Source organism: Myxococcus guangdongensis, from assembly GCF_024198255.1.
Taxonomy (GTDB): domain Bacteria; phylum Myxococcota; class Myxococcia; order Myxococcales; family Myxococcaceae; genus Myxococcus; species Myxococcus guangdongensis.
Genome location: NZ_JAJVKW010000011.1, coordinates 1 through 14,343 on the forward strand (window position 1 = coordinate 1; position 14,343 = coordinate 14,343).

22 protein-coding genes are annotated in these 14,343 nt (G+C 71.7%); all 22 read right to left on the reverse strand.

The features are described 5' to 3' along the window. Window positions 1-54: 54 nt before the first annotated feature. On the reverse strand, window positions 55-597 hold the full coding sequence (locus LXT21_RS29505; RefSeq protein WP_254041543.1) for a hypothetical protein: 543 nt from the start codon (window positions 595-597) through the stop codon (window positions 55-57). Beyond that, a complete protein-coding gene (locus LXT21_RS29510) occupies window positions 594-899 on the reverse strand; it encodes a hypothetical protein (protein ID WP_254041544.1) in 306 nt (101 codons plus the stop codon). Before LXT21_RS29510 ends, LXT21_RS29505 begins: the two co-directional genes overlap by 4 nt. Continuing rightward, window positions 883-1,731, reverse strand: coding sequence for a hypothetical protein (locus LXT21_RS29515; protein WP_254041545.1), 849 nt, complete (start codon window positions 1,729-1,731; stop codon window positions 883-885). Before LXT21_RS29515 ends, LXT21_RS29510 begins: the two co-directional genes overlap by 17 nt. Further along, window positions 1,715-2,047 carry a hypothetical protein gene (locus tag LXT21_RS29520; RefSeq protein WP_254041546.1) on the reverse strand — a complete coding sequence of 111 codons (333 nt, stop codon included), beginning with the start codon at window positions 2,045-2,047 and terminating at the stop codon, window positions 1,715-1,717. Before LXT21_RS29520 ends, LXT21_RS29515 begins: the two co-directional genes overlap by 17 nt. Continuing rightward, on the reverse strand, window positions 2,044-2,523 hold the full coding sequence (locus tag LXT21_RS29525; RefSeq protein WP_254041547.1) for a hypothetical protein: 480 nt from the start codon (window positions 2,521-2,523) through the stop codon (window positions 2,044-2,046). The genes LXT21_RS29520 and LXT21_RS29525 overlap by 4 nt, the downstream gene beginning before the upstream one ends. Then, window positions 2,520-2,711, reverse strand: a complete 192-nt coding sequence (locus tag LXT21_RS29530) for a hypothetical protein (protein ID WP_254041548.1) — start codon at window positions 2,709-2,711, stop codon at window positions 2,520-2,522. Before LXT21_RS29530 ends, LXT21_RS29525 begins: the two co-directional genes overlap by 4 nt. Next, the gene (locus LXT21_RS29535; RefSeq protein ID WP_254041549.1) at window positions 2,708-3,520 is read right to left on the reverse strand and encodes a hypothetical protein; all 813 of its coding nucleotides are present in this window, start codon (window positions 3,518-3,520) and stop codon (window positions 2,708-2,710) included. The genes LXT21_RS29530 and LXT21_RS29535 overlap by 4 nt, the downstream gene beginning before the upstream one ends. Continuing rightward, on the reverse strand, window positions 3,517-5,247 hold the full coding sequence (locus LXT21_RS29540) for a hypothetical protein (RefSeq protein WP_254041550.1): 1,731 nt from the start codon (window positions 5,245-5,247) through the stop codon (window positions 3,517-3,519). The genes LXT21_RS29535 and LXT21_RS29540 overlap by 4 nt, the downstream gene beginning before the upstream one ends. A 2-nt stretch (window positions 5,248-5,249) precedes the next feature. Next, on the reverse strand, window positions 5,250-5,510 hold the full coding sequence (locus LXT21_RS29545; RefSeq protein ID WP_254041551.1) for a hypothetical protein: 261 nt from the start codon (window positions 5,508-5,510) through the stop codon (window positions 5,250-5,252). Beyond that, the gene (locus LXT21_RS29550; RefSeq protein ID WP_254041552.1) at window positions 5,507-6,403 is read right to left on the reverse strand and encodes a phosphoadenosine phosphosulfate reductase family protein; all 897 of its coding nucleotides are present in this window, start codon (window positions 6,401-6,403) and stop codon (window positions 5,507-5,509) included. The genes LXT21_RS29545 and LXT21_RS29550 overlap by 4 nt, the downstream gene beginning before the upstream one ends. A gap of 160 nt (window positions 6,404-6,563) precedes the next feature. Then, window positions 6,564-8,288 (reverse strand): DEAD/DEAH box helicase, encoded by a 1,725-nt coding sequence (locus LXT21_RS29555; RefSeq protein ID WP_254041553.1) that lies wholly within the window; start codon window positions 8,286-8,288, stop codon window positions 6,564-6,566. Beyond that, complete coding sequence (locus LXT21_RS29560; RefSeq protein WP_254041554.1) at window positions 8,285-8,656, reverse strand: hypothetical protein; 372 nt, start codon at window positions 8,654-8,656, stop codon at window positions 8,285-8,287. The genes LXT21_RS29555 and LXT21_RS29560 overlap by 4 nt, the downstream gene beginning before the upstream one ends. Beyond that, window positions 8,653-10,191, reverse strand: coding sequence for a DNA cytosine methyltransferase (locus tag LXT21_RS29565; RefSeq protein WP_254041555.1), 1,539 nt, complete (start codon window positions 10,189-10,191; stop codon window positions 8,653-8,655). The genes LXT21_RS29560 and LXT21_RS29565 overlap by 4 nt, the downstream gene beginning before the upstream one ends. A gap of 178 nt (window positions 10,192-10,369) precedes the next feature. After that, the gene (locus LXT21_RS29570; RefSeq protein WP_254041556.1) at window positions 10,370-11,122 is read right to left on the reverse strand and encodes an ASCH domain-containing protein; all 753 of its coding nucleotides are present in this window, start codon (window positions 11,120-11,122) and stop codon (window positions 10,370-10,372) included. Continuing rightward, entirely contained in the window at window positions 11,115-11,477 is a 363-nt protein-coding gene (locus tag LXT21_RS29575) for a helix-turn-helix domain-containing protein (RefSeq protein ID WP_254041557.1), read from the reverse strand. Before LXT21_RS29575 ends, LXT21_RS29570 begins: the two co-directional genes overlap by 8 nt. Then, window positions 11,474-11,728 carry a hypothetical protein gene (locus LXT21_RS29580; protein ID WP_254041558.1) on the reverse strand — a complete coding sequence of 85 codons (255 nt, stop codon included), beginning with the start codon at window positions 11,726-11,728 and terminating at the stop codon, window positions 11,474-11,476. The genes LXT21_RS29575 and LXT21_RS29580 overlap by 4 nt, the downstream gene beginning before the upstream one ends. Continuing rightward, entirely contained in the window at window positions 11,725-12,066 is a 342-nt protein-coding gene (locus LXT21_RS29585; RefSeq protein WP_254041559.1) for a LexA family protein, read from the reverse strand. The genes LXT21_RS29580 and LXT21_RS29585 overlap by 4 nt, the downstream gene beginning before the upstream one ends. Next, complete coding sequence (locus LXT21_RS29590) at window positions 12,063-12,692, reverse strand: hypothetical protein (protein WP_254041560.1); 630 nt, start codon at window positions 12,690-12,692, stop codon at window positions 12,063-12,065. The genes LXT21_RS29585 and LXT21_RS29590 overlap by 4 nt, the downstream gene beginning before the upstream one ends. After that, window positions 12,689-12,904 carry a hypothetical protein gene (locus LXT21_RS29595; RefSeq protein WP_254041561.1) on the reverse strand — a complete coding sequence of 72 codons (216 nt, stop codon included), beginning with the start codon at window positions 12,902-12,904 and terminating at the stop codon, window positions 12,689-12,691. The genes LXT21_RS29590 and LXT21_RS29595 overlap by 4 nt, the downstream gene beginning before the upstream one ends. Next, the gene (locus LXT21_RS29600) at window positions 12,901-13,224 is read right to left on the reverse strand and encodes a DsbA family protein (RefSeq protein ID WP_254041562.1); all 324 of its coding nucleotides are present in this window, start codon (window positions 13,222-13,224) and stop codon (window positions 12,901-12,903) included. The genes LXT21_RS29595 and LXT21_RS29600 overlap by 4 nt, the downstream gene beginning before the upstream one ends. Then, complete coding sequence (locus tag LXT21_RS29605; RefSeq protein WP_254041563.1) at window positions 13,221-13,904, reverse strand: PP2C family protein-serine/threonine phosphatase; 684 nt, start codon at window positions 13,902-13,904, stop codon at window positions 13,221-13,223. The genes LXT21_RS29600 and LXT21_RS29605 overlap by 4 nt, the downstream gene beginning before the upstream one ends. Beyond that, a complete protein-coding gene (locus LXT21_RS29610) occupies window positions 13,897-14,295 on the reverse strand; it encodes a hypothetical protein (protein ID WP_254041564.1) in 399 nt (132 codons plus the stop codon). The genes LXT21_RS29605 and LXT21_RS29610 overlap by 8 nt, the downstream gene beginning before the upstream one ends. Window positions 14,296-14,343: the final 48 nt, after the last annotated feature.

Genomic DNA, 14,343 nt, shown 5'->3' on the forward strand with positions numbered 1-14,343 from the left:
TGGCACAGCGCTCGTCAGCGCAGACTCGCGGGCGCGGCACCTCCGCACACGGCGTCACGGCGCGCCTCCCCTCCGGTACGCGGGCGTCACGAGGTCCGCCCAGGAGCGGGCCTTCCCCTCTGCCTTCATCGTCTTCACGGTAGACGCCCTCTCCTTCCTGGGCGCGCGCGTGGGACGCGCCCGAGGCGCCAGTGCCACAGGTGGCGGCGGGGGCGCCACAGCCTCCTGTGCGCGGACGGCGGCGATGAGCTCGTCCTCGCCCCAGGACAGCTCCACCAGCACGGACGGCTCTCCAATCGCTTGTGCGTACAACCACCGCACCAGGGGTGAGGCATCGTCCAGCCGGAGCTGCCGGGCCACCTCGTCGCGCACGCTCTTCATCGCGGCGGGGAGGTTGTCTCCCCCGTCCAGGAGCTGCGACGCGACACGCGTGAGGCGCACCACCAGCAGCACAGGCCCTGTCCACCCGGGCCACAGCAGCTCGAGCGCCTGGCGCTGCCCCTTCGCCCGCCGCGCGCGGGCCATGTGGTGCTCCCGGGTGTTGGTGGGGTTCTTCGTGCCCACCGGCAGCGTGAAGACGATGCGCGAGCAGCTCACGCGTCCCCACCCTTCGGCGCCCACTGGCGCTCCACCGCGGCGAACGTCTCGCCCACGCGCGCGTAGACGTCGTCCCACACCTCCTGGGTGATGACGGTGCCCTCCGGGAGGGCGCCGGACGACGCCTCGAGCCCGGCCACGGCCTTCGACATGGCCTGCGCGTTGGGATTGCCCAGGCGCTGCTGCTCGGTGACGTAGGCACGGGCGACGTGGGCGACGACGGCGCCGTTGCCCGCGTTGTACGGCCCGGCGGCAAGTCGCGGCGGGTGCCGCTGCGTCCTGGCTCTACTGCATCTGTCCATGGGTGCCTGCCTTCCCCGCGCACCGCGGCACGACTCCGGACTCGAATGCCCGCCAGTGCTCTCCGAGCTTCTTCTCGCCCGGCACCAGGGCGTGGCCGCGCCGGTACAAGTACAGACTCTTCGTGAGCGAGTCGCGCACGCGCTCCGTCTCGCAGTGCTCGCAGCGCTGCACCGGCAGACCGCCCCACATGGACTCGCTCGCCTTCCACCGGTGGCGTGTCTTCACCACGCGCCTCCCGTGTCCACCTGCTCCGTCAGCACCCGGCTCCTCTTCGTCACGACGTGCCTCCCCCCTTCGTTGGACTGCTTTCGCTCTGTGATGCGGACACACCAGCTCATTGTGAAAGGACCTCCAGCACGACGAGCACAGCCCACTTCCCGGATGCCCCGCGGTGCCGCGCCAGCAGCTCGGCCAGCACCTGGCCCTTCCACTCCTCCGCCGCAGCCACCCGCCCGCGGCCCCCGCGTTGCAGTCGTAGACGGACAGCGCCCCGCCGCCCCGGTGCAGGCCCACCCAGTGCGTGTGCCGGTACTGGGCGCGCTCCGGCGCGCTGTCCCATGAGCCCCGGAGCTGGAGGAAGGCCACCCCGTGGACGTCTCCGCGCGGCATGCCCTGCTGGACGCGGTGGTGCAGCCCCTGGGCGGCGAGCGCGGCAGCCATGCTGGTGGGCATCGTCCAGGGTTTCGCGGGGAAGCTGGGGAAGGCCGCGCGCACCTGGCGCAGGGGCACGCCCAGCACCGCGGCGAGGGCGGACGGCCCGCAGTTGGCATTCCACGCGCCGTTGGCCTCGAGGAGGTCCGGCGGCGTGTACAACTCACGGCAGGGCGTCATGCGGCGCCTCCTGGTGGAGCAACTCGACGGTGGGGATGCCCTGCGTGCGCAGCTTCGCGAGCGCGTCCTCCAGCCGGAGGAAGGTGTGGATGGCCCGGGTGGTGACGTCGTAGACGGCGACGGCGTCCTGGGCGCCCAGGCGGACGAGGTGCCAGCTCCTGGACTCGGACTGGCTCCACAAGCGCCGTGCGCGCCCGCCCTCGATGTCGTCCACCAGCCGGGCCAGGGCCCGCGAGGTGAGGGCTACCCGGAAGCGGATGGAGGCGTGCCGCTTCGCGCAGCGGGCCGCGCCCCGGGCATGCGCGTCTGTCGTCATGGGAAGCACTCCTCGGAGAGCAGCTTGCCGTCGGGAGAGAGGAGCAGCACGCGCCCCTGCCAGCCCTCGGCACGGCAGAGGCTAACCATGTGCCGCGTACCCCTTCCGAGTCCCGGGTCGGTGTGCGCGGCCACCCAACCCACGGTGAATCCGCGCCGCGCGTACCCGCGGAGGGCCTCCCGCATCAGCTCGTTCCGCGCGCGCCCCGCGCGCTTCTCCATGCCCTTCCAGTCCGCTCGAAAGCGGTCCACGCCCTCGCGGCGGAAGCGGGGCCACTCGACGGAAGCCGCCACCTCCCACAGCCAGTCCGCGCCGAAGGCGTCGGGCGCGTCGTCGCGGCGCGGCTCCCCTGCCCCGTGCACGAGCTGCACCTCCGACGCGCGGGCGAAGCGCCGGACGTACGCGCGCAGCGCCGGCAGGTGCGCCAGCGTCAGGCCCGAGGCACCGCAGGCGAGGAGTGCGCGGCGGCAAGTCATGCCCAGCCTCCCACGGGCCACAACGAGCACCACCACCCGAAGGACGCCGTGCGCGCCCGGAAGTAGGCCACGCCGTCACGCCGCTCAGCACGGTCGACGCTGTCGAGAGCCATCGCGCGGTTGCAGCGCGCCCAGCGGTAATCCCGGGCCTGCAGCCCCACCAGCACGAGGAACAGGGCCGGGCTCACGACTGCCCCCGGCGCAAGTCACGCGTGCCGCAGTCGTGCAGCAGGTAGGTGCCCTGGCGGCACATGCGCGAGACGACGCGGGCGCCCACGTGCGCGGAGAAGTCGCTGCCGCCGCGCTCGGCGTCGCGTCGGACGGAGAGGTTGGTGGTGTACGCCGTCACCATGCCCGGCCTGTCCCGCCGGTCCACGAGCTCTTCCAGCAGCTCGCGGTGGCGCGGCCCCACCACCTCCCCCGGCAGTCCGCCCAAGTCATCCAACACCAGCACGCGCGCGCGGTGGGCACGCTGGAGGAGGAGCCTGTCCTCGGACTCGTAGTCGCTGACGCGCTTGAGCTGCGCCCAGCGAAGGAAGAGCCCCGCGGACGCGTCCCACTCGTGCAGTCGCTGGCCCGTGCGCGTCTCGGCGCGGACGGCCGCGTGGAAGAGGTGACACGCACCCGTCGTCTTCCCCACGCCTGTGCCCCCGGACAGCAGAAGGGTGCGCAACCCCTGCTGGAGGAGCTGGCGCGCGGCGCGGACAGCGGGCGTCTCCAGCACCTTGCCCCCAGCGAGGGCCGCCACAGCTTCAGCCGGCGCGCCGCACAGCTTCAGGTGCAGGGGCCACGCGTCCACCTGGGCGGCCTGGTGTCGTGCCCTCTCCGCCGCCTCGAGCTGCTGGAGCTCCAGCTCCCGTTGTTTCCAGCCCGCCTCGAGCTGGCCCAGCCCAGGGGCGGAGTGCTGCCGGGCCTGCGCCATGCCCCGGCGCAGCAGGTCCGCCAGTCGATGGGGCCCCTGGCGCTGCACCGTGGGCGACTCGTTGTCTCGGCTCATAGGCTTTCCACCCGCCCTTCCTCGTAGTCGTTGTTGTTGAGCGGGCGCCCGGGCGCGCGCGCGGGTGAAGCCCTCTCCTCCGGCGCGGCGTTGTCGTTCCACTTCCGCGCCAAGTCAGTCAGGTGGTCGCAGCGCTGCTTGAAGCGCGCGCGCAGCCCGTTGCTCAGTCGGCGGAGAATCTCCGGGACGCCCCCGGCGCCGGCCAGGGAGAGCAGCGCCCGGGACGCGTCGTCGTCCGCGCGGCCGCGCCAGCGGTAGCCGCAGCCCTTCACCTCTCGGAAGACGCGCTCCACCCCGTCCGGCAGGGACTCCGCGGGCGGCTCCTGCTGGGGCGGCAGCTCGAATGGCAGGGTGTCTCCGGGCTCGGACACCAGGGCCGGGGGCGCGGACGGCACCTCCTCCGCGTCCTCTTCCCCCGGGACGACGAAGCGCAACCCGGCCAGCCCCTGCTCCACCAGGAGCGCCTGCAGCACGGCGCGGTAGTGCTCCTCTGCCCACCCGCGGGCGAACCTGTCCCGCACCTCGACGACGAGGTGCCCGTCCTCCACCGTCACCGGGCGCGCGGACTGGAGCTGCTTCAGCGCCTCCACCATCCTCCGGGCCTTCAGCACACCCAGGACGCGGCTCCACGCACGCACCGCCTCGGTGCCCTCGGGCACGTCCTTGAGGCACACGGAGACACCGGGCTCCTCCTCGGGCGCGGGCGCCGTCGGCAGCGGGTCCAGACTCCAGGCGCCGCTGAGGAGTTGCTCGGCCACCTCCGCGCCGGCGCGCGTCCGCCCCAGCACCCAGACGACGGTGGCGCGCATGCGGCTGTCCAGCTCGCCTCGGCACACCGGGGAGCGCGGGACGCGGGCGAACACGTCCTGCCACACCGCGAGGGGGTGGCGCGCGAGGGCAGACAGCGCGTCCTCCAGCATCTGCACGGAGGTGCGCTCGCCCCAGCCGTAGAAGCCATGTGGCGCCACCAGCGTGTTCCAGGACTCGCGCAGCGCGCGGACGTCCGGCGGGAGGCTCTCCGGCTTGCGGTGCTCGCGCAGCTCCAGCCCCATGTCACGCTGCGCCTGCGTGACACCGCGCCGCGCGCCCCTCCGCTTCCCGGCAGAGGGAGGGGGAGGAGGGGGTGAATTGTCGGCTGTCACGCTGTCACGCTGACTGTCACGCTGGGCGTCACGCTGCCGTTGGAGCCGCTTCCTAAGCGTCGCAGGCTTCGGAAGTTCTTCAGCTTTCCCCTCCCCCCCTCCCCCCTCCACCAGCTGCGTCACGCTGACTGTCACGCTGCCGGAGGGGGTGTCACGCTGACTGTCACGCTGCGCCAGCGTGACGGGGTTGGAGCGCTGCGTGACAGGCGAGACGTCGGGCGTGGCGAGCGGCGCGGCAGCCAGGGGCTGTGCAGGGCGCGCGCCAGCCCACGGGGCCAGCAGCGCGATGGCCTGGCGCCAGCCGTGGTCGACGCCGGCCGCGTAGCTCTCCGCGCGCAACCGGGACTCTCGCTCCACCAGCAGCTGCGCGCGCAGCTCCGCCACCTGCTGCTGGGCGCAGGGGCAGGACTCGGCGAAGAAGTCGGGCGGCACGCCCGGGTCCTCGCCGCGCGCGCGGGTGCCACTCCCTGGCGGGGGAATCACCTGCTGGGCCTGCGCCTCGGCGACAAGCTGGCCGCTCAACAGGCGCACCATGCCCGGCGGCACCTCGGACTCCGGCGGCGTGAGGGGGTTGCAGGCGGGCATGACTACGGCACCTCGAGGTGGACAGGCACAGAAGGAAGAAGGGGCGACGGCGCGCAGCAGCACGCGGGGAGGACGGGCTGGTTGCGGCACCCGGCGCGGTACAGGGCGCCATGCGGGCACGTGGGCCACTCGTCCAGGTGGGCGGCGCGGACGCGCTCGGTGGGCGCGTGCGGTGCCAGGGCGCCGAGCTCGGTGACGTCCTCGCCCAGGCGGGGCGCGCCGCAGATGCTGCAGGTGGTGGCGCGGAGGAGGCAGCGGCTCATTTCGAGGCCTCGCCGTCCGGATCTGCGGTCTCGCAGAGCCCCCAGCGCATGCAGCCCTGGTCGCGCCCAGCCGCCGCGAACATCTCGTACTGGCGTCCGCCGTGACTGGTCCGGCTCCACTCAACGACCTTGTCGATGGACCAGCACTCCCCCGCGCGGCCAAGAGGGGCCTGGAACCACGCCGACGAGCCCGGGATAGGCTTCCCGGAGCGTTCGGCGCGGACTCGCTGCGCCGTGGTGACGTCGGCTTCCAGTTTTCGCAGGGCCTCGACGCGCGCAGGGTCGACGTCCGCCAGGAGCCTCACCTCGGACTTCCGCGCGTAGATGCAGGGCCAGCAGCCCACGCGCTCCGCGCCGAGCAGGTACAAGGGGTTGGGCCCGAGCCCGTGGCGGCGGTGAATGGCGATGACATCCTCCTCGGACCACGCCACCAGCGGGCGCCAGACTTCGCACTCGAACCCCTCGCTCCACTCCCACTCTTCGAGCTGAGCGCGGGCAGCGCTCTCCGCGTGCCGGATGCCGACCGCGTTGACGACGTCCTGGCCCGACGCAACGAGGGCGTTGAGGTGCACCTGCATCGGCCGCACCTTCAATTCCTGGGTGCAGTAGCGCCGCTGCTTGGAGGGGAACATCCCCTTGTGGAGGATGAGGTCCACCATCTGTCGGGGAGCGCTGAGCCAAGTGATGGCGCCGATGACGCGCGCCAGCTCGCCGCGGAGGTAGTCGTAGGTGGCCGGGTGCTCCCAGCCCGTGTCGAGGAAGACGCGGTCGTGCTCGATGCCCAGCTCGCTCAGGTGCAGCGAGAGGGCAGCGGAGTCCTTCCCGCCCGACACGCTGGCGACGACGCGCCGGTCGTTGAGCTTGGCGAGCAACTCCGGAGGTGCGCAGCTCATGGACGCGCCTCCGCGGGGCACACGTGCGGCAAGCAGTTGCAGCGCCAGCCCTGGCACTGGCGGCACGGGGCCATGGCCTTGCGGCACGCCGGGCACTTCGCCAACACCCGCTCCTTGAGCCCGGGGGCGTACAGCGGAGCACGAGAGGGAGGGCACGGCGTCATGCCGCCCTCCGATTCTTGAGGAAGGCCTCGGCCAGACGCCGCACACGGTGCGCGTCCGTCTCCAGCTTCTCCATGAGGCTGGCCTGCGGGTCGCGGATGCCCTCCATCTGGTCCCGCTTGATGCCCAGCACGTCGGCCACCACAGGGTCCGAGCCGCTGTCGGAGACGAGGAAGTAGGCCATGACGGGGTCCACCTGCCCGTCGCGGTGGACGCGCCCACACGCCTGCTCGTGGACGCCCGGACTCCAATCCAGCTCGCCGAACACCACCGTCCGGCAGGACTGCTGCAGCCCATCCAGGCCCGCGCCCGCGCGCAGGGACATGATGAGAATGGGCGTCTGCCCGGACTTGAAGCGCTGGGCCTCCGCCTCCTTCTGGGCCGGGGACTCCTGGCCCGTGAAAATGGCCGGGGAGAATTCGCGGAGTCGCTCCTGCCACAGCCGGTACACCTCGTGGTGCCAGCCATAGAGCAGCACGCGCTCTCCGTTCTCCACCAGCATCCGGACGAAGTCCGCGACGAAGGGGGCCTTCGCGATGCCCGTAGCCTGCCGAAGGCGCCAGGAGAGTTCTCCGGAGGCATGCAGCCTGTCCTCGGGCTTCACCCCACCCTGCGCAACGATGATGCGCGCCAGCTCCGCCGCCTTGTCCTCCACGGCGTCGAGCACCTTGGTGTCCGAGTCCACGGTGTGGAGGACACGCGTGAGGGCGGGCAACTCCCGGCCCACGTCCGCGCGCGTCCGGCGCAACATGAGTCCCGTGTCCCGGAGGTACGTGCCGAAGGCCCGCGGGTCCTTGAAGGACAGCTTGTCCTCCACGCCCGTGCACCACTCGCGGCTGAACTCCTCGCGCGTGCCCAGCACACCGGGCTTGAGCGCGTCGAGGACGTGAAACATCTCCCCGCCGTAGTTGTAGATGGGGGTGGCCGACAGGCCGATGACGAAGCTCGCGCGCTCAGCGAGGTAGTGCGCGGCGCGGTACTTCTCCGAGTCAGGCCCCCGGCGCAACTCCTGGCACTCGTCGAAGACGATGGTGCGCACGCCCGCGCTGACCAGCGTCTCCGCCCAGCCGGACAGCTTGTGGTAGTTGAGGACGAGGACGTCTGGCCACGGCAGCTTCCGCCCTCCCCGCCCCTGCGTGACTTCATCGGGCGTCGCCTTCTTCGCGACGTGGACGCGCAGCCGGGGCAGGAAGCGCGCCAGCTCCCGCTGCCACTGGCGCGGCAGGTGCGTCAGCGTCACCACCACCGCGGGCAAGGTCCGCGTGTCCGTGAAGGCCGTCAGCGCGCTGGCTGTCTTCCCCAGGCCCACGTCGTCCGCCAGCAGCAGGTGCTGCATGCGCAGGAACATGTCCGCCGCGCGCCGCTGGTACTCGCGCGGGGGGACATTCATCTGGAAGTCCGGCACCTGGTACTCCGAGGCGAGCAACTCGGCGACGGCAGCCTCACGCCGCGCATGCTCCCGCGCCCCGTGCTTGAGGAAGGCCTGCGCGTCCTTGCCCACCACCTCCAGCGGGTAGCGCTGGATGAACCACTCCAGCTCCCGCGCCGTCTCCTCCGTCGCCGCGAGCAGCACCTCGCCCACGTCGCCCTTGTTGGCCCTGTCGAAGACGCGCTTCAGCCGCAGCGACACGTGCGGCTCGCACTGGATGACCCAGGCTGGCCTCTCGCCGCCACGCGCGCCCAGCTTCCGACCCTCCAGACGCACAGTCCCGAAGCACTTCACAGAAGACCTCCTCGCAGCACAGCGACACGGACGGGCTTGCCGCGCAGGTGCGCCGGCAGGCCGTCATGGTGAGAACGGGTGGTGACGAGCAGGAGGCCGTGGACTTCCTCCCGCTCCGCGTAGTCGAGGAGCTGCCGGGTGACGGCGGAGATGCTTCCCTCCACCTTCACCTCGAGCCCCAGGTGGCCCAGCAGGAAGTCGATGCGGCCTGCCTCGCCCAGCGTCACTTCGCGGTGGAACGACACCCCAGCGCCGGCGAGGACCTGCGCCAGCGCGGACTGCAGCTGCGCCTCTCCGGTGCAGCGGTAGCGGTGGGCCAGGACGAGCGAGCGCAGCTGGCCCAACTCTTCGAGAAGGGGCGTGCTCATGCCGCCCTCCTGCGCACAGCAGCGCCGCCGACATTCGCCAGGACGACAGCTGCCGCCGCGTCCGGGCACACGCTGTTGCCGATGAGGCGGACCTTGTCTGCCTTCGATGTGGCCGCACTCAAGTCGTAGCCCTCGGCGTGGTCCCCGAACTGGGCACGGAGGAGCTCGCTCGGCTCCAGCATCCGGAGTCCGATGTCGACGAGCTGGTAGTCGACGGAGGCGACCGTCACCAGGCCGAGGCGGGCCTTGGTGGTGATGGTCCGAAGGGGCTCCGTCAGGCGCTGCCCTTCGCTGCCCTCCCCGTAGTACGCGGAGAGGAAGGCGCGGACCTCGTTCACGTGGCTCGACGCGGCGGACTCGGGGCGCTCGAATGCGACAGCCGCGAGGTGGTGGTGGTCCTGGGTGGTGATGGTGTCCAAGGGCCCGTCGGCGCGGATGCCCGGCGACGCGTGTCCCCCGTAGCCCTTCGCGATGAAGGAAGCCGCGAGACTATGCTCACGAAGGAAGGCACTCACCAGGGCGTGCTTGCGCCCCTGGGCCATGATGGTGCCCAGCGGCGCGTGCAGGTCCAGCGTCCGCGCGGCCTGCCCCTTCCGTTCTCCGTAGCCGACCTGGATGAGCGTGGGTGCAACCAGCGCATGGCGGGCCTTCGTCACGATGGTGGAGAGCGGCTCGTCCACAGGGCGCGCGGTGTCCCGCGTGCCCTGTTGGTCGATGGTGAGGACGAACGGCGCGGGATTCTCGAACACGTACTTGCGAATGCCCTGCGCGACGCGCCGGAGCGTGTTCGGCACGAGCGGCTTCCGGCGTCCGAAGATGCTCTGGACGGGAATGCTCCAGTCGATGCACTCCGCCGCCGTCCGCACCGGCAGAAGTCCAGGCCCGTGGGTCGGCGCAGGCCAGGAGACGGGGAGTCCGTCCCTGCGCGCCACGAGGAAGAGCCGCTTTCGCTTCGTCGGCGCCCCGTGCTCACTCGCAGTGATGAGTCGCCAGTCGACGCTGTACCCGAGCAGGCGCAACTCACCGACGAACCGATGGAAGTCCTCGCCCGCGCGCTCGGGGATGGGCATGTCGATGAGCTGGTCCCCTTCGTCGAGGACGCGCCCGTCGGGCATGACGTGGCCCACCGTGTACAACGGGCCCCAGTCGACGAACTCCTCGACGTTCTCCAGGAAGATGAACTGCGGCGACACGTCGCGCGCGTAGTGCGTCACGACGAAGGCCAGCGAGCGGATGTCCTTGCGTCTGGGCTTGGCGCCCTTCGCCTTCGAGAAGTGGGTGCAGTCCGGGGATGCCCACAGAATCCACACACGCTTCCCGCGACGCTGCGCGAGCGCGACCACCTGCCGTGGCGGCGTCTGCCATACGTTCTCGGGCCTGCAGATGGTGGTGGTGTGGTTGGCCTTGTAGACGGCCATCGCCACCGGGTCGTGGTTGAGGGCGATGTCCGGCTCCCGTCCGACGGCAGCGGCGATGCCGGTGCCCGCGCCACCGCCACCGGCGAACAGGTCGATGATGAGCCCCTGGTCCATCATGGGGCGCTCCGGCGGAACGCGGCGACCACCAGGTAGGCGCCGCCGAGGAAGAGGACGAGAGCCACCAGCCCCCACCCTCCAGCTCCGACGTACGCGCAGGCGCGCCACTCGGAGTGGGCATGCGCAGCGGCAACGCCACACAGGGCCGCGGCAAGAATGGCGAGGAGGAGACGGCGGCTCACCACCGGCCCTCCTTGAGGCGCTCCACCTTCGCGCGCTCGTCTCGGAGGCGAGCCCGCCAGAAGGAGCGAATCGCGTCATCGAAGGCGAAGGCGTGCTCAACGAAGCGGGCGCCGCGCACCGTGGCTTTGCCGCCGCAGTACGCGCACTCCATTGCGCACTCGGGGACTCCAGCTTGGCCCTGCTGGAGAGCCTCATTCAGCGTAGCCGAGGACACCGGCACCATGGCGGCGTTGCCGCACGCCTTGCACTTCGCGATGAGAGTCGAGTCGTCGGACAACCCTCCGAGCGCTACGAGCCTCCGGTCATCAACTGCACCAGGAACTCGCCGAGCGCGCCGCATCTCGTCCCGCACGCGCACCAGGACGTCTTCGCGCAGCGTCCACAGCCCCTGGGACCCGCGACACGGCACCGGGGTAATGGGCGTCGCATCCGCGAGCCACAGGCCCGTGTCGCCCATGTACCAGCGGCTCTCCCTGTGCTTGGTGCCACGTGTCACGGCCTCCACGCGCGCCACGCCGATGATGGCGCCCGCCGGGTGCTCGCACTCCGGAGGCACGACGAGGCCGAACTCCTCAGCCATCGCCTCGGCGTTGTCCTCGTCCCACTTCAGGCCGTTGTGGATGGCCAGCCAGGAGTCCACTGGCGGCGCGGGGAACTTCGCACCACGGTTCTCCACGTCCTTGCCGGCGTGGAAGATGGCCCATCCCCAGGGCCGCCATAGCGTGAGTCCGCAGATGCGCTCAGCCATGCTCGCCCCCCTCCCGCGCGGGGAACAGCACCCTGGCCACGGACTCGAGCTGGCCCACCTGCGAGACGGAGAGCCCGCGGAACGCGATGAAGGAGCGCAGTCCAGCACTCACGTCCCCCTCCTGCGGCGCGTCTTCTGGAGACAGTAGGGCCACCAGCGGCACGGCCAGTGCTTCGGACAGGGCCACCAGCGTCTGGAGGTGCGGCGCACGCTCGCCGCGTTCAAGCATGGACAGGTACGAGACGCTGATGTCCGCCCTCTCCGCGAGCGCCTCCTGAGTCAGCCCCCGCTCGGTGCGCTGCTTCTGGAGGTACTTCCCCACCTGCTTGACCAACGACTTCGTGTTCTCGTTCACGGAGACCTCGGGGTAGTGCTGGCGCGCGCGCGGTTGCTGGCGCGGCGCACCGGAGGGAGGGACAGCGCTTCGACAGAGGCGGCGCTCACCAGTCCGATGCCGGCGAGCGCCAGGAAGTCGACGGCGGCGAGGAGCCAGCAGGCGCCGGCCTCGCGCGGGTGGTACTGCTGGAGACTCACGCCCAGCCACACCAGGACACCGTCGGACGCCGCGAGCGCAACACAGAGGGAGACGACGAGGACGGGCTTCACGGTGCGTCCTCGCTGATGTGGTTGTACTCGCCGAAGAGCCCCGCCTGCTCTCCCAGGCACCGGGCCCGTGCGGCGCGGCCGTCCTCCGTCACCCGGAGGCTCCGGTGCCGACGCTTCCGCAGCACGACGAGTCCCCGCGCGGCCAGGCGCCGCAGGACGTCCGCTGCGCCGTTGGGCGACTTCCAGCCGAAGCGCTCGGCCAGCTCGTGGACACTGGGCGGCTCCCCGCGCGCGGCGATGAAGGCGCAGGTGTAGACGAGGACGGCGAGCTGGAGGCTCGTCGGCTGACCGCGCGCGGAGCCGTGCTCCGGCAGCGGCCGAGGGTTGCACGCCGTCATGCCACCCTCCTCTCCCACGCGGGCGTCATGGACGCGGCCCAGCGGACGGCGGCCTTCTCCGCGATGTTGAGGAGCTGGTGTGCGCTCTGCCTCGACGCCCCCAGTTCCGCGCCGATTTCTTCGAGCGTGTCTCCCTTCAGGCGCAGCAGGTACGCCCGCAGCGCCTTGACGCGCGTTGGCTCGCGCAGCCCGGGCCGGAAGTGCGGACACATCCGCTCGCCGAGGGTGGCGCCCAGGCGGTGAGCTTCGGCCAGTCGCTCCTGCGACGGCGCAACGGCAACGTCGAGCACGTCGTCGAGCGGCACGTACTTCCCAGCCACGGGCTTGCCGTCCTCGTCACGGACGGCGCCAATGAGGGACAGCCAGCCTCGCGCCACGTCCCGGCGGATGTACCGCTTCGCGAAGGTCCGGTAGGTGGCACCACCCTCCGGGCGCCAACGCTGGGCCGCCGCCATCGCCCCCATCCACGCGTAGGTGGAGAGGTCATCCTCGAAGCCGCGCGCGGCCTCGTGGCGACGGACAAAGGAGTGGACGCACCACCAGACGACCTTCTCGGCCGTCAGCACCAGCTTCTGCTCCACCGCGGTGAGCGGGCGCTGGGTGTACTTCGCGGAAGGCTTGCTCACGGACGCCTCCTCACCGGGCGCCGGCCCACGCTGAAGCTGCGGGGCGTCCGCGCGCGGCTCAGCTCGTCCACCAGGGCGGCCCTGGCGTCGTCCATGGCCTCCCCGCGGGTGGCCGCGTGCGCCTCCACCTCGGCACTGGTGGCGCGTAGGATGACGACGTGGCCCAGGGGGCCGCGCGCGGAGATGCTGGCGAAGTGGGCGGAGCAGCTCATCGCGCACCGCCATTCAGGGCCGCGAGCAGCCCTTCGGCGAGGGTACGGACAGCCTCCTCAGCCATGCCCTGGGCCTGAAGCAGCGTCCCCGCCTCGGCCATGAAGCCGCTCGTGACGAGCCAGCCACGCCCACCCTGGGACGGCACTCCGTCGTGCAGCCCCCAGCGCCACAAGTCACTGCGCCTGGCTGGCGGGTCGACGTAGAGGGTGTGGCGAGGCCCGCACTCTGCGCACCGAGAGGCGCCTTCCGGGTCCCAGTCGAGCGGCCGCCACTCCAGCCGCAAGTCCTTGCGGGTGTAGCGCTTCGTCCGCGGACTCACGTCGCACCTCCCACGCGCACCACCAGGGCCGTGCAGTTATCGCGGCTGCCCGCGTCCAGCGCGCGGCGCACCAACTCCTCGGCAGCCCAGCGCGCGTCGAAGGCGGGCAGTTCGTCCAGCACCTCGCGGAGGGCGTCGTGCTCGAGCGTGTCACCCACCCCGTCCGTGACGAGAAGCCACACGTCTCCGGGCCGGGACTTCAACACCTGGGCGTCGGGCTCCGCCGAGCAGTCGGGGGACGTCGCCCCCAGGCAGCGATTGAGGACGTGCCGCTCTTCCCGGTGGTCCTCGGTGAGCTGCACCAGGGCGCCACCACGCAGCCGGTACACCCGAGAGTCCCCCACGTGGGCGACCACGGCCTGCGGGCCCGACAGCAGCAGCAGGGCCAGCGTCGTGCAGCCTCCGGTGCTCAGCACCACACGGTTGGCGGCAGACACCGCGTTGCGCGCGAGGGCGTCCAGCGAGGGCGCCGCCTCGGCCGTCGGCAGCTGGGCGAGCCCCACCACTGAGTCCACAGCGGCCTGGCTGGCCACGTCCCCGTTGGGGTGCCCGCCCAGGCCATCCGCTACCGCGAAGACGGACACCACCGGGCCCACCTCGTGCCCCAGGGCGTCTTCCTGGCTGGTGCGCAGCCCGCGCTCCGTGCATCCGGCCGCACCGAAAGAGAGGCGCTCAGCCATGGCTGGCCTCCATGTCGGCCACGCCGCGCGCCTGGGCGTCCTCGATGCGCCGCTGCCCCTCGTTCCGGCAGGCCCCGACGAAGGCCGCGCAGTAGGAGGTGCTGGCGTCGGGGTTGTCCTTCCGCGCGCAGGCCAACTCGTCCGCGCCGGCCAGGACGTTGCTCATGTCCCGCCAGCACACGACGCACCCACTGCGGGGTCGCTCGCGCACCAGCTCCACCAGCACCATCAGCGTCCGAGGGCGCGCGAAGACGTCCCGCTGGCGCGGTGTGAGGTGGGGCCACGCCACCGCGCCGAACGCACCAACCAACGGTGCAGCCACGATGCGGCGCGGGGGCTTCGTGGCGCGAGGCGCGCGCACGCCCCGCTTCAGGTCGACGGCGGCGCTCATTTCGCACCGCCGTTCTTGGACTCGGGGTCCGCAGGATTGGACGGCGCA

What these genes read in the sequence shown, in the direction of transcription:
- LXT21_RS29510 (WP_254041544.1), bottom strand. Translation starts at nt 899, where the DNA reads ATGGACAGATGCAGTAGAGCCAGGACGCAGCGGCACCCGCCGCGACTT.
- LXT21_RS29515 (WP_254041545.1), bottom strand. Translation starts at nt 1,731, where the DNA reads ATGACGCCCTGCCGTGAGTTGTACACGCCGCCGGACCTCCTCGAGGCC.
- LXT21_RS29520 (WP_254041546.1), bottom strand. Translation starts at nt 2,047, where the DNA reads ATGACGACAGACGCGCATGCCCGGGGCGCGGCCCGCTGCGCGAAGCGG.
- LXT21_RS29525 (WP_254041547.1), bottom strand. Translation starts at nt 2,523, where the DNA reads ATGACTTGCCGCCGCGCACTCCTCGCCTGCGGTGCCTCGGGCCTGACG.
- LXT21_RS29535 (WP_254041549.1), bottom strand. Translation starts at nt 3,520, where the DNA reads ATGAGCCGAGACAACGAGTCGCCCACGGTGCAGCGCCAGGGGCCCCAT.
- LXT21_RS29540 (WP_254041550.1), bottom strand. Translation starts at nt 5,247, where the DNA reads ATGCCCGCCTGCAACCCCCTCACGCCGCCGGAGTCCGAGGTGCCGCCG.
- LXT21_RS29545 (WP_254041551.1), bottom strand. Translation starts at nt 5,510, where the DNA reads ATGAGCCGCTGCCTCCTCCGCGCCACCACCTGCAGCATCTGCGGCGCG.
- LXT21_RS29550 (WP_254041552.1), bottom strand. Translation starts at nt 6,403, where the DNA reads ATGAGCTGCGCACCTCCGGAGTTGCTCGCCAAGCTCAACGACCGGCGC.
- LXT21_RS29560 (WP_254041554.1), bottom strand. Translation starts at nt 8,656, where the DNA reads ATGAGCACGCCCCTTCTCGAAGAGTTGGGCCAGCTGCGCTCGCTCGTC.
- LXT21_RS29565 (WP_254041555.1), bottom strand. Translation starts at nt 10,191, where the DNA reads ATGATGGACCAGGGGCTCATCATCGACCTGTTCGCCGGTGGCGGTGGC.
- LXT21_RS29570 (WP_254041556.1), bottom strand. Translation starts at nt 11,122, where the DNA reads ATGGCTGAGCGCATCTGCGGACTCACGCTATGGCGGCCCTGGGGATGG.
- LXT21_RS29585 (WP_254041559.1), bottom strand. Translation starts at nt 12,066, where the DNA reads ATGACGGCGTGCAACCCTCGGCCGCTGCCGGAGCACGGCTCCGCGCGC.
- LXT21_RS29595 (WP_254041561.1), bottom strand. Translation starts at nt 12,904, where the DNA reads ATGAGCTGCTCCGCCCACTTCGCCAGCATCTCCGCGCGCGGCCCCCTG.
- LXT21_RS29605 (WP_254041563.1), bottom strand. Translation starts at nt 13,904, where the DNA reads ATGGCTGAGCGCCTCTCTTTCGGTGCGGCCGGATGCACGGAGCGCGGG.
- LXT21_RS29610 (WP_254041564.1), bottom strand. Translation starts at nt 14,295, where the DNA reads ATGAGCGCCGCCGTCGACCTGAAGCGGGGCGTGCGCGCGCCTCGCGCC.